This is a genomic window from Streptomyces sp. NPDC050161 (assembly GCF_044460025.1).
In the GTDB taxonomy this organism is placed as follows: domain Bacteria; phylum Actinomycetota; class Actinomycetes; order Streptomycetales; family Streptomycetaceae; genus Streptomyces.
The window spans coordinates 158,734-184,786 of the sequence record NZ_JBITJM010000010.1; the positions used below are offsets into that span (position 1 = coordinate 158,734).

Annotated in this window: 10 protein-coding genes; 7 read left to right on the forward strand and 3 right to left on the reverse strand. The window is 70.8% G+C overall.

Annotated elements, in window-relative coordinates:
• The first annotated feature begins 25 nt into the window (after nt 1–25).
• The 6 genes from ACIBK8_RS18755 to ACIBK8_RS18780 all read left to right on the forward strand — a co-directional run bounded on the left by ACIBK8_RS18755 (nt 26) and on the right by ACIBK8_RS18780 (nt 21,877).
• Entirely contained in the window at nt 26–2,128 is a 2,103-nt protein-coding gene (locus tag ACIBK8_RS18755; protein WP_399042958.1) for a WXG100 family type VII secretion target, read from the forward strand.
• Complete coding sequence (locus ACIBK8_RS18760) at nt 2,085–2,381, forward strand: YbaB/EbfC family nucleoid-associated protein (protein ID WP_393681979.1); 297 nt, start codon at nt 2,085–2,087, stop codon at nt 2,379–2,381. The genes ACIBK8_RS18755 and ACIBK8_RS18760 overlap by 44 nt, the downstream gene beginning before the upstream one ends.
• Nucleotides 2,382–2,515: 134 nt before the next feature.
• Nucleotides 2,516–2,845 carry a hypothetical protein gene (locus tag ACIBK8_RS18765; RefSeq protein WP_399042959.1) on the forward strand — a complete coding sequence of 110 codons (330 nt, stop codon included), beginning with the start codon at nt 2,516–2,518 and terminating at the stop codon, nt 2,843–2,845.
• 4 nt (nt 2,846–2,849) lie between these two features.
• On the forward strand, nt 2,850–16,688 hold the full coding sequence (locus tag ACIBK8_RS18770) for a hypothetical protein (RefSeq protein WP_399042960.1): 13,839 nt from the start codon (nt 2,850–2,852) through the stop codon (nt 16,686–16,688).
• Nucleotides 16,689–16,734: 46 nt separating this feature from the next.
• Nucleotides 16,735–18,324, forward strand: a complete 1,590-nt coding sequence (locus ACIBK8_RS18775) for a hypothetical protein (RefSeq protein ID WP_399042961.1) — start codon at nt 16,735–16,737, stop codon at nt 18,322–18,324.
• 55 nt (nt 18,325–18,379) lie between these two features.
• Nucleotides 18,380–21,877, forward strand: a complete 3,498-nt coding sequence (locus ACIBK8_RS18780; RefSeq protein ID WP_399042962.1) for a right-handed parallel beta-helix repeat-containing protein — start codon at nt 18,380–18,382, stop codon at nt 21,875–21,877.
• A gap of 61 nt (nt 21,878–21,938) precedes the next feature.
• Here the strand turns inward: ACIBK8_RS18780 and ACIBK8_RS18785 are convergent, their stop codons facing one another.
• Nucleotides 21,939–22,130, reverse strand: coding sequence for a DUF1059 domain-containing protein (locus tag ACIBK8_RS18785; protein WP_399042963.1), 192 nt, complete (start codon nt 22,128–22,130; stop codon nt 21,939–21,941).
• A 98-nt stretch (nt 22,131–22,228) separates the two neighbouring features.
• Nucleotides 22,229–23,635: a dihydropyrimidinase gene (gene hydA / locus ACIBK8_RS18790; RefSeq protein ID WP_399042964.1), complete on the reverse strand. Its 1,407-nt coding sequence runs from the start codon at nt 23,633–23,635 to the stop codon at nt 22,229–22,231.
• Between the two features lie 486 nt (nt 23,636–24,121).
• On the opposite strand from hydA, the gene ACIBK8_RS18795 reads away from it, so the two are divergent.
• Nucleotides 24,122–25,000, forward strand: coding sequence for an ABC transporter substrate-binding protein (locus tag ACIBK8_RS18795; RefSeq protein ID WP_399042965.1), 879 nt, complete (start codon nt 24,122–24,124; stop codon nt 24,998–25,000).
• A gap of 64 nt (nt 25,001–25,064) precedes the next feature.
• On the opposite strand, the gene ACIBK8_RS18800 is transcribed toward ACIBK8_RS18795, so the two are convergent.
• Nucleotides 25,065–25,976: a YceI family protein gene (locus ACIBK8_RS18800; RefSeq protein ID WP_399042966.1), complete on the reverse strand. Its 912-nt coding sequence runs from the start codon at nt 25,974–25,976 to the stop codon at nt 25,065–25,067.
• Between the last annotated feature and the right edge of the window lie 77 nt (nt 25,977–26,053).

Below are 26,053 nucleotides of genomic sequence, written 5' to 3' on the forward strand. Positions count from 1 at the left end.
CCGCAACTCACTCAGGAGCAGACCCTTGGCTGACCCCATGGACTGGGCCGACCTGCTGAACAAGTTCGTCAAGGACGGGCAGTCGGCCGGCGCGACCGCGGGACAGATCCCGAAGGCGACCGACGTGACGGCGCCGCGCTGGACCCATGCCTACTGGAACTACGCCCTCGGGCAGGACCCGTGGAAGGGCCAGTGGGTCACGCGGTACGACGACGGGCGCGGCCTCTCGCGCACCGCGGGGATCGCCATGCTCGACGGGGACGAGGGGCCGGACGGCAAGGACGCGGCCTGGCCCAAGTTCAACATGGGCGCGTACCACATCCTCCAGGCGCTGGCCGGCTCGGGGACCGACGTGACCTCGCAGCCCAGCTTCACCAACGCCGAGCAGCAACTCAAGGCCGCCATCCAGTACTTCGACAACTTCCACATCGGCATCGACCAGTGGCGGGCCAAGCTGGACTCCCCCGAGAGCGGCTGGAAGGGCTCGGCGTCCTCCGCGTTCGCCGATGTCCTGCTGCGCCTGTCCCGGGCCTTCGAGGAGATCAACACCCTCACCGGCGGCCCCGGCGGTTCCGGCGGCTACCTGGGCGGCATCGCCCAGGCGCGCGACGGGCTGCGGGCCGCCGTGAACGAGATGCAGAACATCTACAGCACCTGGGGATCCCAGCCGACGTGGTCGCCCGCCGGGGCCCTGCAACAAGTACTGTCCGGCCTGAACGTGGACCACAAGGACAATCCCGGTGGCGGCCTGGGCACCACCAAGCTCACCCTCGACGGGCAGGACATCGGCTACGTCGACCAGCAGGGCACCTGGGACCTGATCGAGCAGAAGGCCAAGGACCTGTGGCTGAAGACCGCCCAGCAGTACCTCGACGGCATGGTGGGTGACGTCCACGTCAAGCTGTCGCAGGCGTACAACGGGGCGGTGCTCTCGCTCAAGCCCGTACCGACGAGCATCGAGAACGCCATCAACGGCGGTGGCTACGGCGGCAATCCGCCGGGCGGCAACGACCAGCCGCCGGGCTCGGGCGACAAGGACCTGCCACCGGGCTCGGATGACAAGGACCTGCCGCCCGGCTCCGACGACAAGGACCAGCCACCGGGCTCGAACGACCAGGACCTGCCGCCGGGATCGAGCGACCTGGACAAGGACCAGCCGCCCGGTTCGAGCGACCTCGACAAGGACCAGCCGCCGGGTTCGAGCGACCTCGACAAGGGTCAGACCGGGGACGGCAACGGACTCGGCGAAGGCCAAACTGGCGACGGCAACGGACTCGGCGAGGGACAGACCGGCAACGGCGACGGCAACGCGCTGAAGAACCTGTTGAACCACGGCTCCGGCGACAACGGCACCGGTGGCACGGGCGACCTCGACAAGCAGGACCTGCCCCCGGGCCAGACCGACACCAAGAACGACCAGAACCACTACGTACCGCCGTACCTGCGCAACCTGAACCCCGGCAACAACGACATCAACCGGCGGAACCCCAACAGCGGCCTCACCAACCCCAACAGGGGCACGGGCAACGGCAACAAGACCATCACCTACAAGCCGCCACGCCCCGGGCAGACCGACCTGAAGCGGTGGACGCCGCACGACATCAAGAACTACACGCCGCCACCGCTCTCCTCCGGCCGCACCGGGACCGGCGCCGGTACGGGGACAGGAACGGGATCCGGTGCCCTGCCGACCACCTCCAGCGGCAACAGCGGCTCCGGGACGAACGGTTCCAACGGCGTCCGCGGGCCGATGTCCACCTCGTCGACCGGCAAGAGCGGCTCGGGCGTCCCGCTGTTCCCGCCGATGGCCAACGGGATGGGCGGGAAGGGCCAGGAGAACCAGGAGCGCGAGCGCACGACCTGGCTCGCCGAGGACGCCTCCGTGTGGGGCACCGACCCGGAACTCGCCCCCACCGTGCTGGGCCGGCCAGGCACCGGCGCCGAACTGTATGCCGACACCTCGTACCTGGGAGAGACCGATGAGTGGCAATCCGCTCCAGGCCCGTATGGAGGACGCCCTGGAACGTCTGGAGGCGGCTCGCGTGCAGGCGAAGGAGGCACGGGAGAGTCTCGGCCGGGTCAGCGTGACGGCCACGGCCAAGGATCATCTGCTCAGCGTCACGGCTGACGCCAGGGGACGGGTGACGGGCATCAAGCTGCACAGCACCCGCTACCGGTCGATGGCCGCCGCTGAGCTGTCGAAGGCGCTGCTGGAGACGGTCCAGCGGGCGCAGGAGGAAGCCTCCGAAGCGGCGCAGCGGACCATGGCGCCGCACATGCCCGAGGGACTCGACCTGCGGGCGGCGGCCGAGGGGCGTTCCACGCTTGACGACGTGATCGCGGCGTTCACCCGAGGGGCTCTGCCGGGCCAGCAGGGATAGCACACCGGTGGCCGCGCCCCGGCCCCGGAAGAGACAGCGGCCGTGCCGCGCGGGCGGCACCCGCGCGGCACGGCGGACCGGCATCCGGATGCCGGACGTACGAGTGGATGTGATGTGGACGAAGGGAGACGGTCATGGCCGATTACATGGCAGCCGATCTGGGCGGCATGGCGCACGGCGCCTTCCAGACGGACGAGTTGTCCCGCATCACCGGCGACATCCTCACCCAGGCGAAGGCGGCCAACCGCCTGACCGGCGCCGCCTGCGGCTACGGCGACGACACCGCGGACCAGCTCAGGAAGACGCTCGTCCCGGCCGCCGACGCGTGCGAGGAACTGCTGACGAACCTGTCCATCGCCTTCCAGCAGACCGCCGAACAGACCCTCGGCACGCAGAAGTCGCTCGTCAACGCCGAGGACCTCAACCTGGCCGAGGCCAACCGCATGAAGCATCGGATGCGGTGACCCCATGACCATCCATGTGTCCGACGCGTTCCGTGGCATCGCCCTCGTCCTGACGGGCTCCCCGCTCCCCAACGCGGACGAGGACGCCCTGAACGCGATGGGCGAGATCTACGGGCACACCCGTCGGCTCCTGGAACAGCTGCCGCACGACGTGGTGCGGGTCACCCAGTCCGTCCGCGACAGCTTCGAGATGGACACCGCCAACGCGTACGCGGAGTCCGTCGCGCAGTTCACCTCGGGCGGCCAGAATTACGTCAAGGCCGGTCAGGAGATCACCGGCGGCCTGGAGAAGATGGCGAAGACCACCGCGGTCAACGTCGAGTACATGAAGATCATGGCGATTCTCCAGATCACCGAGATGCTGATCGAGATCCTGGTCGCGATCGTCACGTTCCAGTACGAGCGGATCCCGGAGATCAAGGCGAAGGCCGGCTTCAGTCTGCAACAGCTGATGCGCACCCTGTTCCAGCAGCTGGTCATGCACGTCGTCATCAACGAGACCATCGGCGTCGCCCTGGACGGCCTGGCGCAGCGCATCCAGATGGGCAAGGGCACCCGCCACGTCTGGGACAAGAGCCTGACCAAGGACGCGGCGCTGGGCGGACTGCTCGACGGCCTTCTGGAGGGGCCGCTGTCGATGTTCGGCGGGAAGGTCGGCAACAAGCTGGCCGACCTGTTCGGCGGCACGGTGGCCAAGGACGTAGCCCAGCAGATCACCAAGGACCTGTCCCACACCATCGACACGGCGAAGGACGCCACCGTCAAGTCGCTGACACACGGCATCCAGGACGTCATCACGAAGAACGCCGACGACCTGCTCCGGCCCCTCGGCGGCTCAGGCCAGGGCAAGCATCTCGGCGCGGCGGCGACGAAGAAGCTCAGCGACGACTTCGGGGACGCCTTCGCCCACGCGTTCAAGGACACGCTGGGCGAGCAGAGCGCCCGCGGTCTCGGCAACGCTTACGGGAACGCGTTCGCCAAGAGCTGGGGCACCGAGAGCCGGCAGACGCTGCGCGACACCCTCAAGAACAACGGCGGCGGGCACATCGACCCCGCGGTGCACCACTCGCTCGCGAAGCTGCCCGAGACCACGCTCAAGAGCATTCAGCAGCACCACGACAACGTCATCACCAAGAGCAGTCACTTCGCCGGGATGAGCGCCGCGGTGGCCGGCCAGGGCTACCTCTCCGAGGGCTTCTACAACCTGCTCTTCTCCGACGAGCACAGCTTCAAGGTCTCCCCGATGACCGGCGCATCGGCCGCCTTCGCCGAGGGGGCCACGCACGGCGCGACCATCGGCGGCATCGCCGCGGCGTCCAAACTGACCGGCGCCGTCAACGGCACGGCGATACCGGCGCCGGTTCCCACCGCATCCGCAGAGGCCGTCTCCGACACCCGCAACCTGGCCACGACCACCGACCAGAACACCTACCCCGCCCAGGACACCGCCGGCGACGGGCAGCAGAACACCACGCCGGACCCCTCGGGCTCGGGCAACGAGCAACAGCAGACCTCCGGCACGCACTCGGGCTCCGGCGCCTCCGGGACGAACAGCCACACCACGCCCACGCAGTCCAACTCCTCGCAGCACAACGGCAGCGGCAACAACAACAGCAGCAGTGGCGGCAGCGACGGCAACGGGAACGGGAACGGCGGGAACGATCCGGGCCGCGGGCACTACGCCGAGGACGAGGACAGCGCGTCCACGCACAGCAGTGAGAGCGAGAAGAGCGAGGGCGGCAGCAGCGAGGAGAGCACGAATCTCCAGCACACGGCCACCGCTCACGCCGCGTCCCTGACCGGACAGCAGACGGCCCCCACGCCGACCCACACGAGCACGACGAACACGGCGAGCACGACGAACGCAGCAAGCACGGCGAGCACGGCGAACACCCCGAACACGTCCCAGAATCAGGACAGTTCAAAGACGGAGTCCACGACCGGTCCGGAACCGGCCACGAGCGAAACCGGTGAGCCGAAGAAGGTCGTGACGTCCTCGTCCCCGGAATCCGACAACAACCGGCCCACGGACCACGAGGACAGCCGGACCCCACAGCAGACCTCGACGACGTCGACCGCATCAACGACGTCAACGACGTCAACGGCATCGACGACGTCCGAGAAGACCTCCGATGAGCAAACGCAAGACCCGCAGTCGCATCCACAGCCGCAGCCGCAGCCGCAGCAGGAGTCGCATCCGCAGCAGGAGACGGCACCACCGCCCGGCAACAAGTGGAGTGATCTGAACCCGCCCGTTGCTGCCACGGAGCAGCACTCCCCGAACGTCCCGCACACGCCGGACCCGCTCCCGCCGCACCCGGTAGCCACCGAGGAGCGCCGCGTCGTCACCGAGCACATGGTGGCGGGCGACGCGTACCACGTGCTGCGGGTGCCGGGGAACGGCGACTGCCTGTTCACGTCCGTCCTGGTGAGCGCGCACCGGCAGAACGTGCTGCCCGACATCCGGCACCTCTCCGTCCAGGATCTGCGCGACCGCGTGGCCACGCACACGAAGGGTGAGACGGATGCGGCCGGGTTCCTCGGTGAGGATCCCGTCGATGTCGTGCTGCACGACCTGTTCCCGGACCAGGGGCAGGAGCGGCAGGCGGCTCGTCAGCTTCTGGACCACGGCGGCGGCGCAAGCCCTGCCGCGCGGCGGACGTGGCAGGAGCTGCTTTCCGGCAGCAACTACGCGCACCTGCTGCAGCTGGCGCCGACCCCGCAGGCGGCGCAGCGGCTGGGAACCAGGCGGCTCATCGTTGAGGCCGCCGCGGAAACCAGGCTGTGGAACTCCCCGTTCGCCGACAACCTCCCGCAGCTCGTGGCCAACGCGCTCGACGTCAACCTCACGGTCGTCGAGAAGGGGCAGCCGATCTACGCGACGGCCCCCGACGCCACGAACGGCCCGCTGTACGTGTTCTTCGAGCGCGGCGGCTCGCACTATCAGGCCATGACCAGGACCGTGTCCGATACGCCGTCGGATGACACACCCCATGAGCTGCCAGGCCCGCAGCAGCAGGCGCAGGTGCCGCAGGTACAGCAGGACGAACAGCACACCGAGCACGACGACGCCACGGACGGCGACCAGACTTCCCAGCACACCCACCCCACCGACGAGGACGGCGACGGCACCCCCGGTGGCGGGCAGCAGGAATCCGCCCCGAAGTCCTTCGAGGTCCCGTACGGCTTCGGGCGTGACGGGCGTTATCCGCTGGGGCAGTTCGGGCACGTGCTGCGCTTCGGGGACATCGCCTTCGGTGGGGGCGGTGAGCGTCCGGCCGGGCTCCACTCGCTGGTCAAGTCGGCGATCGACGGCCGGCCGGGGCGTCTGTCGGCCAAGAACCGCGAGCGGCTGGCGAACCAGCTGTCCGACCGGCTGTGGCGGGAGCTGTCCGGCGACGACGGGCAGGAGCTAGCCAGGCAGCTCTTCGACGAGGGCGGGGTGACGCTGACCGCGCCGGTGGGCCGGTTCAGCAACCCGTACTCGGTCACCCTGCGGCTGTCCGACGTGGACCGCAACACGGCGGAGCACCTCAACGCGCCGCCGCAGCACGCCGCGTCGGCCACCCCGGCGACGGGCGCGGCCACGCACACGAAGGCGACCCAGCAGCTGCTGCACGGCGAGCGCGACAAGGGCCAGCGGGAGGCGTCGGTCAACTACAACTCCGGCGACAGCACGACGGTGAGCAACAGCCGCAGCGTGTCGGTCACCACCACGCACGCCTCGCCCGCGGACGCCGTGGCGGTGAAGCCGAAGGTCACCCTGACCGGCTCCGCCAGCGCGTCGAAGGGGCACAGCAACCTCACCAACACCTATGTGCGCCCGGAGCTGAACTTCGCCGGCACCCGCGAGCACTTCGGCTTCGACGGCGCTTCGCTCTCCGTCGACATCCGCCGCACCGCAGGCGGCCCCACCTGGACGGGCACCACGGAAGGCACCCTGGAGGTGTCGTTCCCGACCGAGCTGACCGACCCGGAGGCGAACCGCACCGACCGCCCCTGGGGCGTGGAGAGCGGCGGCACCCAGGAGGCGCGGCGCAAGCTCGCGGAGGCCGTGCAGAGCACCTTCTTCATCGCCCAGGACAGCTACGGCCAGGCGCCGTTGGCCGCCGAACTGACGAAGCCGTACGCGTCGATGGGGCCGGAATCGGGGCCGCGGCGGCTGCTGGACAACTGGCTCAGCGAGCAGTCGACGCTGTGGAACGTCCACCGCATGCTCAGCGGCACGTCACTGCCGTCCTTCGCCCACAAGGGCACCCACTACACCTCGGAAGTGCGCAGCGGCGTCACGTCCGTACGGCGCCTCGGCGATGCCACCGACGTGGGGGTGGCAGGCAACACCCGCGACTGGAACTCGGTGTTCCACACCACCTCCAAGGGCGGCGGCAAGTCGGTCGACGGCACGGTCGTCCTCGGGCCCGACATGCTGCCGCTGTCGTTCTCGGCAGGATTCAGCCTCGGTACCAGCAACTCGGCCTCGCTGACCGAGGGTTACACCGGCGGCATGGTCAACACGACCCGCTTCAACGGCCGCAGCGTCCCGTACGAGCTGACCTTGAACGTGCAGGCCGGCCTGAACCCGGTGGGCCGCGGGGACTTCTCCCACACCCGGGAGGCCGTCGTCGTCATCCGTGTCCCCGAGCACCTCGCCGACCACTTCGAGCAGCAGTTGGCGACCGTGGCGCAGGAGGGCGGCGGCCGGGTCACCCAGGAGCACGACGCCGGAGGCGAGCACTCCACCGACGGGCAGCAGCACACCCCGCCGCCCACACCCCCGTCCCGCGGGCTCTTCGGCGTCTTCGGCCTCAAGGGGCTCGCCGACCTGCCGCAGACCTTCCTCCACGCCGGCCGGCGCGCCGAGACGCTCCTGAAGTTCGAGCACAGCAGCGTCAGGACGGAACGCGAGTCCCGGCAGGCACTCAAGGAGTTCCTGAACACCCAGTTCCACCCGGACCAGGTCTCCCACCTGGCGCCCGACGTACTCAACGACGGCGTCCAGCGCACCTTCCGCGGCCCGAAGGGCAAGAAGGGCCAACTCCTGCTGCACTTCGGCGTCACGGCACGCCCCGCCGGGCCCGGCGAGGAGGCACACGCGCACGCCTGGCGGCTGCCGGTCAAGGACGCCACCGTGCAGAAGTGGCCGACGAACTGGGCCTGGCTGTCCGACTCGCAGAGCCGGACCAGCAGCCAGTCGTTCACGATCGGCACGACGCTGTCCGGCGACATCACCGACGGCATCACCCTCACCCCGGCCGACGCGTTCTTCTCCCGGGGCCGCGAGCACACCCAGTCCGACGGCATCACCACCTACGGCTTCTCCCACATGGGCGCCAACACCTCCGGGGAGATGTGGCACGACTCCTACCCGGTGGTCTTCGAACTGAGCGTGGACGCCGAGCACGTGTCGGGCACCACGGTGCTGGACGAGAAGCAGGTGCTGAAGAAGCAGGTGGACGGCCGCGCCGACTACCTGGTGCCGAAGTCGCTCACCGTCGAGGAGGACCATGCCTCCCCCACGGCGGACGAGCACCGGGTCACCTCCGTGGACGTGGCGCCCGAAGCGTTCGGCAGGGACAAGAAGTACCCGCCGCTCAAGCCGCCGCAGGACGCGACGGAGAACCGCATCCGGCCCCAGGACCGGATCGACCACGTCCACGGTGCGCGCCGGCTCCAGCGCGAGGCGGCGGAGATGTTCCGGAAGATGGGCATCCCCCGGCAGGACGCGGTCCCTTACGTGGAGAAGCTGCTCACACCCGACCAGCTCAAGGGCATACTCAACCGCGACGCGCAGGCGTCGTCCGGACGTCTGGTGCGCGAGAAGCGGTTCACCGACAACAACGTGCAGTTCGTCGTCCAAGCGATCACCGTCAACGACAGGACCTTCGGCACCACCCAGGAACTGTCGAACTTCACGCTGGACGAAGGCATGAGCCGCTTCACCAGCACCGACAAGACCGTACGCACCAACTCCCACGGGCTCGGCATCTCACTGAGCGGCACGGGCGAGGACGGTGACAAGTCAGGTGGCGGCTCGGGCGACGCGTCCGGAAGCAAGGCCGTCTCGCACGGCAAGGCCACCGTCACGGTGACCGACATCCACCCCGGCCAGTTCGTCGACCAGACGCTGCCGCACCGCCAGCACGAGGCGGACGTCATCTGGCGGCTGAGCGTCATCCAGCGCGACACCAACATGCTCGGCTCGTGGGGAGAGCCGCAGACCCTGGTCAAGGACGTGCACGTCGAGGGCGGCGTCTCGTATCTGCGCCCCGAGTTCACCCACCTGACGGCCGATCAGGCCAAGGTCCCCGAGCGGCTGCCCCACCTCCCGCTGACGGCCATGACCGTGGATCTCGCCCCCCGCACCACCGACGGCGACGGCGACGGCCACGAGAGCCGGGAGGACCTGGAGGAACGGGAGGACGGGAGTGAGCACGAGGGCCGGGAACCGCGCCCCCGGCAGGACGACGTACTCCCCCGGCCCCTGACCGGCACCATCCTGCACAACCTGGGGCAGCTCCTCCAGAAGAACTCACCCAGCGCCCTCGGCCCCGCGCACCACCTGGATTCGCCCGGCACCACGCTGACGAGCATGGGCGACACCCTCTTCGACTCCCGCACCCTGCAAAGCCTCAGCAGCGTGCTGCGCGGTACGGGAGTGCACGTCCGCATGCGGACGGACGGCTTCGGCCACCACACCTACACCAACGTCATCGCCCAGCTGACCCGGGACGACAGCGGCGCGCGCTTCACCGGCAAGACGTCGAAGGGCATGATCTCCCGCTATACGCAGTCCCATACGCGCAGCGAGGAAGCGACCGTCCACTCCGTCAAGAACTCCGGCACGGCGGGCGGCAGCGGCTCCGGCGGTCTCGGCAGCGACGGCGCTTCGCCTTCCCTCTCCTTCGGCAAGTCCACGAGCACCAGCCTCTCGAACAGCGACGCCATCATGATCCGTCGCCACGACGCCTACTCGACCGGCGAGGAAGAGCTGTACGTCTACGAGGTCGACGGCACGATCGACCTCACCGTCGAAAGCGCCCACCACGCCTCCCAGTTGGTCAACACTCTCCTCCTCGGCCAGGCCGCCTCGCTCAAGAGCGGCGCCGATTCGCTGTGGCAGTACGTGACGGCGCACGACGACGGGGCGCACACCCTCTCCCTCCCCGTACGGGAAGAAGTCGTGGTCGCCCGCTCCGAACTGCCCCCGGCCCTCCTCAAGCAAGCCGAGCAGCAGCCCCAGCCACAGCCGCAGCCCCAGACCCCGATGTCCATCGGCAAGGACGAATTCCGCCACCACGGCGTGCTGGTGGACATGAACGAGTCCGCGTCGCGGAAGCTCTTCGACGACCTGATGAAGAAGCTGAGCGAGCACGACGGCGCGCCGCAGAAGTTCGCGGAGAAGGGGCAGGCCGGCCGCGAACAGCTCCGCCAGCTCCTCAACTCCCGCGAACTCGCCTGGCACCTGCACCGCTCCGGTCTCGGCGGCGCCACCAACGAGGACAGCACCCTCGCCCCGCGCCTGACCACCGAAGGCGGTGTCACGACGCTCACCTACGGGAAGCTGCGGGTCACCTTCACCCAGCTCGGGCTCGGTTCGTCGGACGGCTGGATCAAGGGCACCGCCGAACGTTCCGACTACCGGTACCAGTACAACACCCAGTCGTACGCGACCGGGAAGGACGCCGGCATCGGCGGCGGCGTCACCTCCAACTTCACCGCCGCCACGGGAAAGATGACCCAGGGCCTGTCGGGGAAGTTCCGCCAGGGCCGCACCGAGTCCCACGACAGCGGCGGCTTCACCTCGCGCCCCACCATGTCCGTCGACCGCACCGTGCACTGGCTGCGGCACAGCCCCACCGCGGTCAAGGTGGACGTGCACCTGTCGGCCGACAGCAACCTCGACCGCTTCGACCTGGGATCCTTCACCCACAACGACGTCTACCAGGACAGCTTCGTCCTCGACGACATGCTCCAACTGCGGTACTCGCCCGAGGCGGTGCTGCGCGAGGTCGGCGGCATCACCGAGGCGGCGATCCGGGTCGACTCGGGCTGGTACCTCGCACCGCACCACGCGAACGAGCAGCACAACGCCACCATGCTCGAAGCCCTCCATACCGCCCAGGAGACGTCGGCCACGGAGAGCGGCAGCACCTGGCACGTCACCGGCGCGGGCGAAGGCAACGTCCGGGTACGCGATCAGCTTCTCAGCCGGCAGGACTTCATCGACCGGTACGTACGCCCGCACCTGACGCCGGAGCAGTACGCGCATCTGGGCGAACTGTCCCGGTGGGAGGGCGCGGACACCGACGGCTCACCGCTCCGGTTCCATGTCGACGGCCGCGACGGCCACGACGACCGCGACGGCCGCGACGGCCGCGACGAGCACGATGAGCACGCCGGTCACGAGGAGCGGGAGCAGGATCAAGACCAGGACCAAGAGCGGGGCCAGGACCAGGACGACCAGGGCCAGGACCAGCAACAGGAGAGCCCCCACTCCGACCCCGACCCCGACCCCACCCCCGATCCGGACCCTGACCCCAACCCCCGCTCCACCCCCGACCAGAACTCCTCCCTCACCCCCCACACCCCGCAGGTACCCTCCGGTTTCGGGCACGAAGGGCACTACCCGTTGGGGCAGTTCGGCCGGGTGCTGCGGGTCGGGGAGATTCCCTTCGGTTCCCCCGGCCGGCGTCCCGACGCGCTCAAGGCCCTGGTCAAGTCCGCGGTCGTGCGGTCGGGTACGACGCTGAAGGACGGCAGCCAGGAGGCGTTGGCCAACAAGCTGGCCGACGACGTGTGGCGGCAGATATCCGGTACGGACGGCCCGCTGCTGGCCCGCAAGCTCCTGTCGAAGGAGGGGCTGAAGCTCGACCTGGGCGACGACCGGCAGACGAAGTACCGGGCGACGCTGCGGCTCGGCGGACTGTCCCGGGAGCACGTCTCCCCTCTGCCCCGCCGGGCCCCGGGCAACGGCACGGGGGCCGGCCAACCGCTGCCGTACGGCGCGAAGATCAAGGGGCACCGCGAGGCGATCCTCAACCGCCAGGCGGGCGGCACCCATACGACCGGCGAGGCGCGCTCCCTGACCAGCAGCACGACGGTCGCCCCGCCCGCCCTGTCCGCCGCGGTGAAGCTGGCGCTGAAGATCACGGGCTCGTCGAGCGCGTCCCAGGGGCAGAGTTTCCTCACCAACTCCTACGACCGCCCGGAAGTGGTGCTCGGCGGCGACCACGAGCACTTCGCGTTCCAGGACGCCGCCCTGAAGCTGGAGTTGCACGGCGTCCCGAAGGCCGAGCGGCCGGGCAGGAGCGAGCAGACCGTACCGGTGGAGGTGTCCTTCCCGCGCGAGCTGACCGGGCACGAGGCCAACCACACCGACCACGCATGGGAGGTCACCCCCAGGAACGCGGCCGAGCGGCGCAAGGTGAACCGCGCGCTCCAGGACCTCTTCTTCCTCCCCCGGGAGAGCAGCGGACAGGACGCCCTGGTACCGCAGTTGACCGGCCCGTATCCAGGGATGGGGCCCGGCACGCGGGCGCGCGTCTTCCTGGACAGCTGGTTCGGCGAGATGGCCACGATCGCCAACTTCTCCCGCATGCTCAGCTCGACCAAGCTGCCCGCCGTCTACAGCCAGGGGCACCACTACGCGTCGGAGGTCCGGGTCGACGTGCTGTCCGTCAAACGGAGCGGCGATCCGGTCGACGTGGGTCTGGCGAACAACGTCCGGATGTGGAAGTCGGTGTTCCACAGCACGTCGAAGGGCGGCGGCAAGGCGTTCGAGCTGGACCTCAGCGTCGGCCCCGACCTGTCGGACGAGAGCCCGGCGCTCTCGTTCCCGTTCTCCTTCGGGCTGAGCAGCAACGACTCCATGTCGCTGACGGAGGGCAACACCGGTGGCACGCTGAGCACCGTCTGCTTCAACGGGAAGAGCGTCCCGTACGAGGTGAGGGTCACCATGGAGGCCGGTCTGACCCCGGTCGGTGCACCGGCGATGCCGTCGCAGTCCGTCCCGGTGCGGGTGGTCGTCCACGTCCCCGAGCACCTGGCGAGCCTCTTCGAGTACCGCCTGGCGCACGCCATGGGGCACGACGGCGCGCAGCCGCCCCGGGAGCTGACGACGCCGCCGCCGAGCCCGCCGGCGTTCGGTCTGTACGAGGGATTCGGGGTTTCCGGCCTCACGCACCTCGTGGACCACTTCCGGCACAGCGCGGTCACGGCCGAGAAGAACGTCGGCTTCACCCACAGGTCCCACCGGCACCGGACGCAGCACCTGGAACAGCTCAACCGCTTCCTGGAGGTCAACTTCCATGTGAACGAGCTGTCCCGCAACACCACGGAGCTGTTCGACGACGGCATCCACCTCACCTTCCTCGGCCCGCGCGGCGACGACGGCACGCAGCTGCTGCTGCACTTCGAGGTGAAGGGGACGCGCCACCCCGGCGGGGACGGCGACCACTCCGCCTGGCGCCTGCCGGTCGGCAACGCCACCGTGCAGAACTGGCCGACCCACTGGAACTGGCTGGCCATGGCCTCGTCCATGGGCAACGGACAGTCCCTCTCGGTGGGCTTCGGGCTGTCCGAGTCCGGTGGCGGGCTGACGTTCACACCTGCCGACCTGTCCCTCTCCCGCGGGCGGGACGTCTCGCTGATGAACAGCATCACGACGTACGCGTTCGCGCACAACGGCACCAACGCGTCCGGGCCGATGTGGCACGACTCCTACCCGGCGAGCTACGACATCTCGGTGTACGCCGAAAAGGTCACCGGATCCGGCTCGTCGAAGGGCGCGCCGCTCCTCGACACCCGGCACGGCGGCGTGCAGTACCTGGTGCCGAAGTCGCTGTCCGAGCTGCCGCCCGCGCAGGACGGGCGGGGCCAGGACGACGCGGGCACACCGCCGCCGGTCCCGCAGCGGGCGCCGGCGCCGACGTGGAACGGCAGGACGCTGACCTTCGCCCCGGTCGAACTGCCCGCGCACTTCGTGCAGGAGCGCCTCCGGCCGAGCGACCGCGTCGACCACGCGTACCACGCACGCGCCCTGCGCGAATCCGCCGCCCAGCTCATGGCCGAGCTGAACGTGCCCCCGTACGTCGCCTCGTACCTCCAGCACCTGGTGACGACGGACCAGCTCAAGGGGGCGCTCCACAGCGAGTCGAACGCGCTGCCCGGCCGCTTCGTCGTGGGCCACGAGTTCGCCGACACCCACGTGTACCTGGTGGCGCAGGCCGTCACCGGCAACCGGAAGCAGCTCGCCGACGGGACGCAGGAGCTGTCCACCTTCGGCCTGAACGAGTACATGCTCCGCTACACCCAGAAGACGCAGGTGACCACCGTCAACGGCCAGAGCGCGGGCACGAGCTTGGCGTACGAGGGGAAGAACGGCGACACCACGGGCGACGGGTCGCTGGGCTTCACGGCGTCGCGCAGCCGCTCCACCGGGCGGGCCGGCATCGAGGTGGACGACACCCACCCCGGCCAGTTCTTCGAGATGACGCTGCCGAACAAGCACTACGCCATGGACGTCGTCTGGCAGCTGAACGTCGCCGTCACGCAGCACAACATGCTGGGCACCTGGCAGGCGAAGGGGCTCAGCAGCACGCTGCACCTGCCGGGCGGTGCGACGTTCCAGCGCCCCGAGATGACGGTGCGGACGGCCGAAGAGGCCGGCGTGCCACCGACGTTGCGGCGCCTGCCGGTCATGTCGATGACGACGGGACTCGCCCCCGTCACCGACCGGGACCGGGGCGGGCAGGAGGAGAGCACGCAGGACCTCTCCGGCACCGAACTGTCCCAGGACGAGCGGCACACCGCGCTGCCACCGACCCTCACCCACCAGGTGATCAGCAATCTCGTCACGCTGCTGACCGAGGCCGCCCCGGGAACGCTCGGCCCCGTCCACTCCCTCAACGAGCCGGGCAGCGCGCTCTCGTCCATGGGGGACAGCATCCTGGACGGCGGATCGCTGCGGACGCTGTCCAGCCTGCTGCTGGACACCGGGCTGACCGTGCGGGTGCGCACCGACGGCGTCGGCCGCCACACCTACGTCGACGTCTCCATCCGGATGGACCGCGACCCGGCGGACGCCCGCTTCGCGGACCGGACCGCGCCCGGCGTCCTCTCCCGCTACCTCCAGTCGAACACCCGGGTCGAGGAACAGTTCACGCACGGCAGCACCAGCGCCAAGGGCGTCTCGCTCGGCGGGTCGGGCACGAAGTCGCTGGGCGGATCCGGTTCGGCCGCCCTGACGTTCAGCAAGTCCACGAGCAGCTCCAACAACAGCAGCGTCATGATCCGCAGGCACGACGGGTACACGACATCCGAAGAGGACCTGTGCCTGTACCAGGCCGACGGGACACTCACGCTGTCCGTGGAAACCTCCTCGCACGCCTCGCAGTTGGTCAACGCCCTGCTGCTGGGCAAGGCGCACGTCGTCAAGGCGGGCATCGCCAAGGCCGCCGACTGGCTCTCGCCCGGCAAGGACGCCCCGCACGAGATCACCCTGCCGGTGCGGGAGGACGTCCTCGTACCGCGGTCCGAGCTGCCGGACCCGCTGGTCGAGGAGCGCGCGCCGCTGTCCCCCATCGGCACACGGGAGTTCCAGCGCCACGACGTGCTGGTGGACATGGACGAGACGGCCGCGCCCGCGCTGTTCACCGAGCTGATGGCACGGCTCGCCCGGCACCGGGGCGGCCCCGGGCTCTTCGCCGACCCCGCGCACGGCGGTCACACACAGCTCAAGTACCTGATGGGCGCCCGCGAGATGGCCCGTCACGTGGCCAGGGCGGGCCTCGGCACCCCGACGACGCAGACCTCGACGTTCCGGGTGCGCCTGTCGGCCGAGGGCGGCGTGGCCACGTTCACGCACGGGCAGCTCAGCGTCTCGTTCGTCCCCAGGTACCAGGGCTACGCGGACGGCTGGCACAAGGGAACCGGCGAGCGGGCCGACTACGACTTCCAGAACGACATCGACGCGTCCGTCGACAGCCGCGGCACGAAGGTGAGCGGCGGCGCCACCGGCAACTTCGGCGGTCCCGTCACCCAGGGCCTGTCGTTCTCCTCGGCGCTGACCCGCTCCCTGGAGCACGACTCCGGCGGCCAGCTCGCGCTGCAGAAGAACTCCGTCGACCGCACCGTGCACTGGCTGCGGCACGAGCCGGCCTCCGTCGACCTGGTCGTGAAGCTGGCCACCTACGACACCTTCGACACGTTCGGGCTGCCGAAGATCTCCGGCAAGGATGTCTTCGAGGAGACCTTCACCCTCACGTACGCCCTGCAACTGCGCTTCTCCCCGGAGGCGGTGCTGCGCGGCACCGGCGGCGTGCGGGAGGGCGCGGTCCGCGTCGACTCCGGCTGGTACTTCCCGCCGCACCGCCCCGAGGAGGCGGACCCGGCCCAGCTCGACACCATGCTCGACGCCCTGCTGACGGCCCAGGAGACGGAGGTGACGGACGGCCGGCAGACCTGGCACCTGACCGCCACCGACGACGACGGCGTCCTGGTGCACGGCGAGCGCCTGTCCCGGCAGGAGTTCGCCGACCGCTACGTCAGACCGCAGCTCTCCCCCGAACAGGCCGACGCGATGGGCGAGTTGGTCCACTGGGAGGGCGGCGGGGCGGGCGCTGCGCTGCTCCTCCACCTCGACGTGCCGACGGACGCGATCGGCCGGCACGGGCCGCGTCCGCAGCACCCCGATGACGTCCCCCACGACGCCACCGGACAGCAGGCCGGCCAAACCGGTCAGCAGACCGGCCAGCCGGACGCCGGCCAGGAGTCGGACGGCCTCAAGAAATGGGCCGACGCACTCAACGTGGACCTGGACCAGGTGCTCCAGAAGTACTCCTGAGCGGCGACCTACCCCCCAACACCCGACGAGTGAAGCGGAACTCACCATGACCGACGAGACGGCGAACTCCCGAGGCGCGAAAGAAGCCGGTGGCGCCGGTGCCACCGGCGAGGCGTCCGCGCCCGTGACCGACGCGTCCGCATCCGCCGCGCCGCGGCAGGAACAGGACCGGCACACCGCCGCCACGGGCGCGCGCACGTCGTCCGCGTCCGCGGACACCGTGAAGGGGTCGGCCGACGGCCTGACCCTGCGCCCGGAACAGCAGCCGGAGACGGAGGCGCCTGCGGGCACGGGCCCCGACGCGCCCGCGGACGGCCCGGAGGGCGGGCCGACGGCCACCGGTTCCCGTTCCGGCTCCGATACCACCGTGCTGCGCCCCGACGCGCCCCTGCCCGGCGCGGCGGAGGAGACGGAGTCAGCGGAAACAGCGGAAACAGCAGAATCGGCAGCGGAGTTGGAGGCTCCGGCAGCCGCGCGGGACGCCGGGGGCGATGCCGCCCAGGCGTCGGCCGTGCCTGCCGCGTCCGACGATTCCGCGGCGGCGGCATCCGACGCGTCTCCGCAGCGGGCCGGGAAAGGGGCGGGCAAGCAGGGCGGCGCGGCAGCCGCGGGCGGGCGGCGCGGCCTCGGGCTGTTCCGCCGTACCGATGCCGCGGCGGGGGCGGACGCCAAGGCCGACGGCAGCCGGGTCTCCCCCGGCGTGGTGGCGGGCGCGGCGCTGGCCGGTGTGGTCCTGCTGGCCTCCCCGTTCGCCATCTCCGCGCTGAGCAACGCCTTCGCCTCCTCGCACGCGGGCGCCGGCGGCAACGCGGCCCTGCCGATGCCCGACAACGGCGGCGACGGCGGCAGGGGCTTCGTGCCGGTCCCCGGCGCCGCCCAGAACGACAGCGGCAGGGCACCCCGGGCGGGCGACCACACCTCAGGGAACGGCGCCGGGGACGGCAGCGGCGGCACCGGCGGCACCAGCGGCGGCGGGAGCGGGAGCGGCCCGCACACCGATGGCAACGCGGGCGCCCACGCGGCCACCGGCGGGGACGGCCACGGGAAGAAGGCGGACGCGCCGGACGACAAGGGCACCCACGCCGAGACCCGCTCGCAGACCACGGCGGCCCACACGTTCACCGCGTACGCGGGGCCGACCTGCGGCGCGAGCGGCAGCAGTTCGTACCACGAGATCGGCGCGTACGGCGACGGCAAGGACGGCTGGCTGACGCGGACCGGGGGTTCGTCGGCCGGGAGCTGCCAGGGCGGGGTGCGGGCGCTGCCGATGTCCGGTGACGCGGACAAGCCGGACTCGGACGTGACCGCGTACTGGCAGTTCAATTCCGGGATGAAATCTGCCAGTTGCCGCATCTCGGTCTACATACCCCAGGGCAAGAGCCCGCTGGAGGTGGGGGGCTCTTCCGCGCGATACTCGGTGCACAAGGGCACCAAGGCGTACGGCGGCGACCTCGCCGGCTTCCACATCGACCAGCCGCACAACAAGGGAACCTGGGTGCCCGGCACCACGGTCCACGTGGAGGGCGGCCGGTTCACCCTCCGCCTGACCAACGCCGGGCAGGACTGGGACGATGACGGGCCGACGCAGGCACACGTCGCCGCCTCCCAGGTGAAGGCCGAATGCCGCGCAGAGTGAGCACGTTCGGGCCCGGCGCCGCCACGGCGCCGGGCCCTGGAGGGAGTTAGCGGCGATGAGCCGTCAGGTGCTGGCCGTGGGGCCAGACGGGTCCGGGGATTTCACGACCATCGCGGAGGCGGTGCAGGCGGCGCCGAACGGCGCGCTGATCACCGTCGCTCCGGGCCGGTACGCCGAGGCGCTGGTCTTCACCGGTGTGGTGACCGTCATCGCCGCACAGGGCCGCGGCACGGTGCGGATCACTCCGCGGACCGGGTCGGCGGTCACCGTGGCCGCCGAGGCCGTGAAGCTGACCGGTCTCGTCGTGCACGGCAGCGACGAGGAACGCCCGGCCGTGGACGTGGCCGACGGCCAACTGGAGCTGGACGGCTGCGAGATCAGCGGCACGGCCTGGTCCACCGTCCTGGCCAGGGACGCGGGCACGCTCGCCATGCGCGACTGCGACGTGACCAACCCGAAGGGCGCCGGCATCGTCATCACGAGCGAGGCCGAGAGCGTCGTCGAGGACTGCCGGCTGGCCGACCTGGGCGCGTCCGGCATCGTCATCGGGGAGCACGGCGATCCGCTGGTGCGCCGGTGCACCGTGCGCGACGCCCGCGGCAACGGCCTGTTCGTCAGCGGCCACGGCCAGGGCACCATCGAGGACTGCGACTTCTCCGGCACCGCTCAGCCGGCCGTCGCCCTGGAGGACGACAGCTCGACCCGCCTGCTGCGCTGCCGCATCCACCGCACGAAGGCCGTCGGCCTGCACATAGCCAGCCGCAACCAGGTGCTGATCGAGGACTGCCACGTCGAGGAGACCGGCAAGGAGGGTGTGACGGTCACCGAGCACGCCGACCCGCTCGTGCGGCGGCTGCGGGTGGCGCGCACCGCGGGGCGCGGCCTGAAGGTCACCGACTCGGCGCGCGGCAGGTTCGAGGACTGCCAGGTCGACGCCAGCGAGGACACCGGCCTGTGGGTGGGCGGCGCGGCCCGGCCGGTCTTCGTGGACCTGCGGGTCGCCGATGTCCGCGGAACCGGCGTGGAGCTGACCCAGGACTGCACACCGGAGCTGGACCGGCTGACGGTGACCGAGCCCCTGGGCGTCGGGCTGCGGGTGGCCGAGGACGCCCGGCCGACGCTGCGCCGCGCGGTGCTGACGGGCGGCGGCGCACACGGCCTTGAGGCGTGCGACACCAGCGAGGGGCGGTTCGACGATGTGGAGATCACCGGTACCCGGCGGGGCGGCGTGCAGGTGTCGGGCGAGGCCCGCGCCCGCCTGAACCTCATCGTCGTACGGCAGAGCGGGGCGGCCGGGATCGCCGTCACGGGGAAGGCGTCGGTGCGGCTGCGGGACTGCGATGTCGCCGGGACCGGCGGCGACGGCCTGTCGGTCGGCTCCGGCGCGCACGTCGTGGTGGCCCGCTCGCGCTTCCACGACGGGGACCGCAACGGCATCCTGGTGGCGGCCGGCGGCTCGGGCACGTTCACCGGCTGCGAGGTCTTCGGCAACCGCGGGGACGGCGTCCTGACGCACACGGGCGAGCAGTTCGCGCTGCGGGACGTGTCGACGTGGGAGAACGGCCGGGCCGGTGTGCACCGCACGGTGGTGAGCGAGAACGCCGTGCTGGAGCAGGTCATGTCGCGCGGCAACGGCGTGCCGGACATCCACGGCGACGCCGGGCTCGCGGCGGCGCACGGCACGGACCGGGACGACACCCGGGACGAGGCGCCGCGCGCCGGGCGCGGGGACGACGACAACGCCGGGGCGGACGTGCCCGGCGCGGGCAGCGCCGCCTGGGACGAGGCGACGAGGGCCACGGGGAGTGCGGACGAACAGCGGCCCGCGGCGACCGGTCAGGACGCGAAGGACGCGCAGGACACGAAGGGCGCGGGTGGCAAGGAGGCGCCGCCCTCCCCTCTGGACGAGCTGGCGGAGCTGGTCGGCCTGGCGTCCGTCAAGCACGAGGTGACCACGCTGGTCAGCCTCAACCGCATGGCCAGGCGCCGCGAGGAGATGGGCATGACGGTGCCGCCGATGAGCAGGCACCTGGTGTTCGCGGGACCGCCGGGCACCGGCAAGACCACCGTGGCCCGCCTGTACGGCACGATCCTGGCCGAGCTGGAGGTCCTGCGGTACGGGCATTTGGTGGAGGTGGCGCGCCAGGACCTGGTGGCGCAGGTCGTCGGCGGTACGGCGATCAAGACGACGGAGGCGTTCACCAAGGCGCTGGGCGGGGTGCTGTTCATCGACGAGGCGTACACCCTCACCGCCCAGTCCGGCTCCGGCGGCCCCGACTTCGGGCAGGAGGCGGTGGACACCCTGGTCAAGCTGATGGAGGACCACCGCGACGACGTCGTCGTCATCGCCGCCGGCTACTCCTCGCAGATGCGCAGCTTCCTGTCGTCGAACCCGGGCATGGCCTCGCGGTTCAACCGGACCGTGGAGTTCCCCAATTACACGGTGGAGGAGCTGGTGACCATCGTCGAGACCATCTGCGCCCGGCACCAGTACGCCCTCGACCCGGCCGCCAAGGACGGTCTGTCGGCGCTCTTCCGGCAGATGACGCGGGACGAGACCTTCGGCAACGCGCGGGCCGCCCGCGGTGTGTTCGAGGAGATGGTGGACCGGCAGGCGTTCCGTCTGGCGAACGAGCCCGACGCCTCCCCCGCCGACATGGTCCGCCTGCTGGCGCAGGACCTGGGCGAGGTGGCGGGGCCCGGCGTCGGGGCGCACGCGGCGGGCGGTGATGAAGGCCAACTGGAGGTACTGCTGGGCGAGTTGGAGCAGATGGTCGGTCTCGCCGAGGCCAAGCGCTCGGTCTCCGACCTGGTGCACCTGCTGGCCAACGCGCGGCAGAGGGAGGCCGCCGGACTGCCGTCCCCCTCCCTGAGCCGGCACCTGGTGTTCGTCGGCCCTCCCGGTACGGGCAAGACGACCGTCGCCCGGCTCTACGCGAAGCTGCTCAAGGCGCTGGGTGTGCTGGCCGGCGGGCAGGTGGTGGAGGTGGCCCGCGCGGACCTGGTCGGCCGGTACGTGGGGCACACGGCGCAGATGACCACGGAGGCGTTCGACAAGGCGCGCGGCGGGGTGCTGTTCATCGACGAGGCGTACACCCTGACGCCGTCCGAACGCGGCGGCTCCGACTTCGGGCAGGAGGCGGTGGACACCCTGGTCAAGCTGATGGAGGACCACCGCGACGACGTCGTCGTCATCGCCGCCGGCTACGAGGAGGAGATGGGGTCCTTCCTCGCCTCCAACCCGGGGCTCACCTCCCGCTTCTCGCAGCGGGTCGAGTTCGGGAACTACGACGCCGACGAACTGGTGGTGATCATCAACCGGCAGGCCAAGGCGGGGGGTTACACCTGCGCTCCGGAGCTGGAGGCGCTGCTGCACGAGCACTTCGCCTCGGTCCCGCGCGACCGTTCCTTCGGCAACGCCCGTTACGCCCGTAAGGTCTTCGAGTCCCTCGTGACGCGCCAGGCAGGGCGCCTGAGCCGGCATGCCGCGCCCAGCCGCGAGGAGCTGCTGCAACTGGTCCCTGATGACTTCAGGGCGACGTCGCTGACCTGAGACGCGGCGCCGGCCGCCGGAGCGGTGTCCACCGCTGCGGCGGCCGGCGCGGGCCGCTGGCTCAGGCGTGCTGCGGCATCTCGTTCTTGAGCGCGCCCCTGATCTGCTCCCGCAGATCCCTGCTCGCCGTGTGTCCGTGGACGGACACCGCGTGTTCAGTGGCGGCGCGGACCACTTCCTCCTCCTCACCGGAAATGGTGAGCGTGCATCCCGATTCGCTGGGGAAATCCCGGCAGTCGATGACCTTGCGCATGAGGCACCTCCTCATGTTCCAGTGTCGTCCTCCCGCGCCCGCCCGTCGAGGACGGGAATCCGCACGGAACGCGGCGGCCCGGCGGCGTCACGGAACCCTCACCCCACGTATTGGCAGATTCCCCGCGGCACATACGCCCCGTGTCCGGCGTGGCCGACGTATTCGCGGCGGTCGATCACCGGAATTCCGCGGGAGAGCACCGTCTCCACCCGCCCGGTCACCCGCTTTCCCTCATAGGCCGAGTAGTCGACGTTCATGTGATGCGTCTCGGCGGACATGACCTGTTCGGCGTGCGGGTCGTAGATGACGATGTCGGCGTCGGATCCGGGGGCGATCGTGCCCTTTTTCGGGTACAGGCCGAACATCCGGGCCGGTGCCGCGCAGGCGATCTCGATCCAGCGGCGGCGGCCGATGTGCCCGTCGACGACGGCCTGATGGAGCAGGTCCATGCGGTTCTCGACGCCCGGCATGCCGTTCGGGATTTTCGAGAAGTCGCCCCGGCCCAATTCCTTCTGTCCTGTGAAACAGAAGGGGCAGTGGTCCGTGGACACCACCTGGAGGTCGTTGGTGCGCAGCCCGCGCCAGAGCGCCGCCTGGTGCTCGGCAGGGCGCAGCGGGGTGGAGCACACGTACTTCGCGCCCTCGAATTCCGGCTCCGCCAGATTGTCGGTCGACAGGAAAAGGTACTGGGGGCAGGTCTCGCCGAACACCGGAAGTCCGTCGTCCCTGGCGCGCGTCAATTCGGCCAGGGCTTCCTGGGCGGAGACGTGGACGACGTAGAGCGGGGCGCCCGCCACCTGGCTGAGCCGGATCACCCGATGTGTGGCCTCCGCTTCGAGGAGCGCCTTCCGGACTTCGCCGTGATACCGCGGATCCCGCTCACCGCGCGCCAGTGCCTGTTCCACGAGCACGTCGATGGCGGGGCCGTTTTCCGCGTGCGTCATCACCAGGCCGCCGTTCGACGCGGCGCGCTGCATCGCCCGGAGAATCTGCCCGTCGTCGGAGAGAAAGACCCCTGGATACGCGGTGAAGAGTTTGAAGGAACTGACGCCGGATTCGACGAGCCGGTCCATTTCCCTGAGCGAAGAGGCATTCACGTCGGACATGATCATGTGGAAGGCGTAATCGATCGCGCACGTGCCTTCCGCCTTCGCGTGCCAGGTGTCGATTCCCGCCATGAGGGAACCGCCCTTGGACTGGATGGCGAAATCGATGATGGTCGTCGTGCCGCCCCAGGCAGCGGCCCGGGTTCCCGTTTCGAAGGTGTCCGACGCCTGGGTGCCGCCGAAGGGCATTTCCATGTGCGTATGGGCGTCGACGCCGCCGGGGATCACGTACTTCTGCGCGGCGTCGATGACGTGGTCGGCCGACCCGCTCCAGCCGGCGGCTGCCTGGCTGCCGTGGGCGGCGAGCGCGGCGACCCTGCCGTCCTCCACCAGGACATCGGCATGGATCTCGTCGGCGGCGGTGATGACAAGTCCACCCAGGATGACCGTACGGCTCATAGTCCCTGCTCCCTTCCACACCGGCGTCACCGGGCGGCGCCGGAAGGCGGAGTCCGCCGTGCGCCGTCTCCCGGACACGCCCGCCTGTCTGACGTCACGTCACATTCCGTCCGCACCGGGCGATTCCGGCGAAGAAGGAGACCGTAGAAGCATGTCACCCACGGCGGCAAGACCGTGACTGCTGTTTCGTCAGGTGCCCGTGTTGCGTCGGCGATCAGTCGGCCGGTGCAACCGCGGGGTGGCGCACACGGTGCGCGGTGCGGAGCGTGACACCGCGCACCGGACCGGTGCACGCCGGCGTACTGGGCGGTACGTACCAAGGCGGCAACAGAGGGGTGCGGGAGCCACGGGCTGGGCAGGTAACCGACGCCGCCCGGACGCACCCCTCACACCTCGGTGACGTCCCCGCCCGACCGGCGGGACCGCGCGGCAAGGGACAGCGCACGGCAGCAATCAGGGCAGATCAGTACAGAAAGGCGGCACGTCATGGAACGGAGCACACCGTGGGAGTTCTCCGACGACCGCGGGCGCCTGGTGGTGGCCGGGGCCCGCCCGTCTCGGATCGTCGCGTACATACCGGCCGGGGCGACGCTGTGGGATCACGGCATCCGCCCCGTCGGGCTCTTCGGCTCCCAGCACGACGGCCCGGCTCCCGACCGGACGAAGAGCGGCGAACTGCCGCTCGGCGAGATCCCGTACCTGGGCGCGGGGAGCGCCCTGCACCCGGACGCCGTCCTGGAGGCGGCGCCGGATCTGGTGGTGGCCGTCACCTACGACGGCGAGGCGGTGTACGGCCTGGAGTCGAAGACCGCGCAGGAACTGGAGGCGCACGTCCCGGTGGTGGCGCTCGGCGTCGGCCCGGGGCGCGGCCTTGCGGCGGTGCGCGAGCGGTTCGCCGCGCTCGCCGGCTCGCTCGGCGCGGGCGAACCGGCGTCGGCGGCCGTGGAGTTGGACGCGGCGGAGGACGCGGTGCGGGAGAGCGCGGGCGGCCGGGGCGGGCCCCGGGTGCTGGCGCTGTCCGCCGCCGGGCCCGGGCAGGCGCATCTGGCGCGGCCCGGCGCCTGGCCCGATCTGCGGACGCTGGCCGAGCACGGCGTGGACCTGGTGGAGCCGGCCGCAGGGCCAGGCGCGAACTGGTGCACGGTCGGCTGGGCCGAGGCCGCTTCCCTGGGGGCCGACATCGTCCTGACGGACGTCCGCGCCAATGCCGCGCCCGTCGGCACGCTGCGCACCAACGCCCACTGGCGCGACCTGGAGTCCACGGCCCGGCTGGTGCCGTGGAACCCCGAGGCCCCGTCCAGCAAGCACGCGCACACCCGCTTCTTCCGTGAGGTCGCGGACGCGCTGCGGGCCGCGGCGGGATGACGCCCGGCGGCCCGGCGGCCCGGGACGGCGGCCGAAGCGCGCGCCGTCCCGGGCCGCGGCGGGGTCACTCGGGCGGCGTCGGGGTGTCGTGGCTGCGGTACATCGCCTGGACGTCCAGCTCCAGCTTCACGGTCGGGCCGACGACGGCGATGCCGCGGGCGAGCATGCTGCGCCAGTTCAACGTGTAGTCCTCGCGGTGCAGTTCGGCCTTGGCCAGGGCGGCGCAGCGCAGCTCCTGGCCGTATCCGCCGTTCACCACTCCCAGGTAGGTGGTGTCCAGCGCGACCGACCGGCTGACGCCGTGCATGGTCAGCGAGCCCTGCACCGACCATTTGGCGCCGCCGCGTGAGAGGAAGCGGTTGCTGGAGAAGTGCAGGTAGGGGTAGGTGTCGACGTCGAGGAAGTCGGCCGACCGCAGATGGTCGTCGCGGGTCTTGTTCCCCGTGGTCAGGCTGGACGCGTCGATCCGCACCTCGACGTGCGAGTGCTCGATGTCGGCGCCGACCCGGATGCCGCCCTCGAAGCGCGTGAAGCGGCCGTGCACGTTCGCCATGCCGACGTGCCGGGCGATGAAGCGGATGGCGGTGTGCGGCGGGTCGAACAGCCAGGTGCCGGCCGGCGGCAGCTCCAGCGGCCGGGCGGTGGTGAGTTGGACGTGGACGGGCGGCCGGGTCTGGCCCGCGACGACCTCCAGCGTCTCGTGGTGCGGCTGGAGGCCGTCCACGGAGACCATCAGGCTGTAGCTGCCCGGCGGCAGGGCCGCACAGAACAGCCCGAACGGATCGGTGCTGCCGCGCTGCACGACCCGCTGGGTGGCGGTCGATGTGACCGTGACGTCGGCGCCGCCGAGCGGCTGCCCCATGGGGTCGGCCACCGTACGGCTGACACCGTCCGCCCCCACCGGGAGGGGAAGCCGGAAGCCCGCTCCGCCGCGTGAGCCGTGGGCCCGGCTGCGCCGGAACAATGCGAGGGCCATGGTGTGTGCAACCTTTCATCGGCATGCGTGCTTCGTGGTCGTGCTGCGGCGGACTGCCGGGCGGCCGGTGGCCGGGG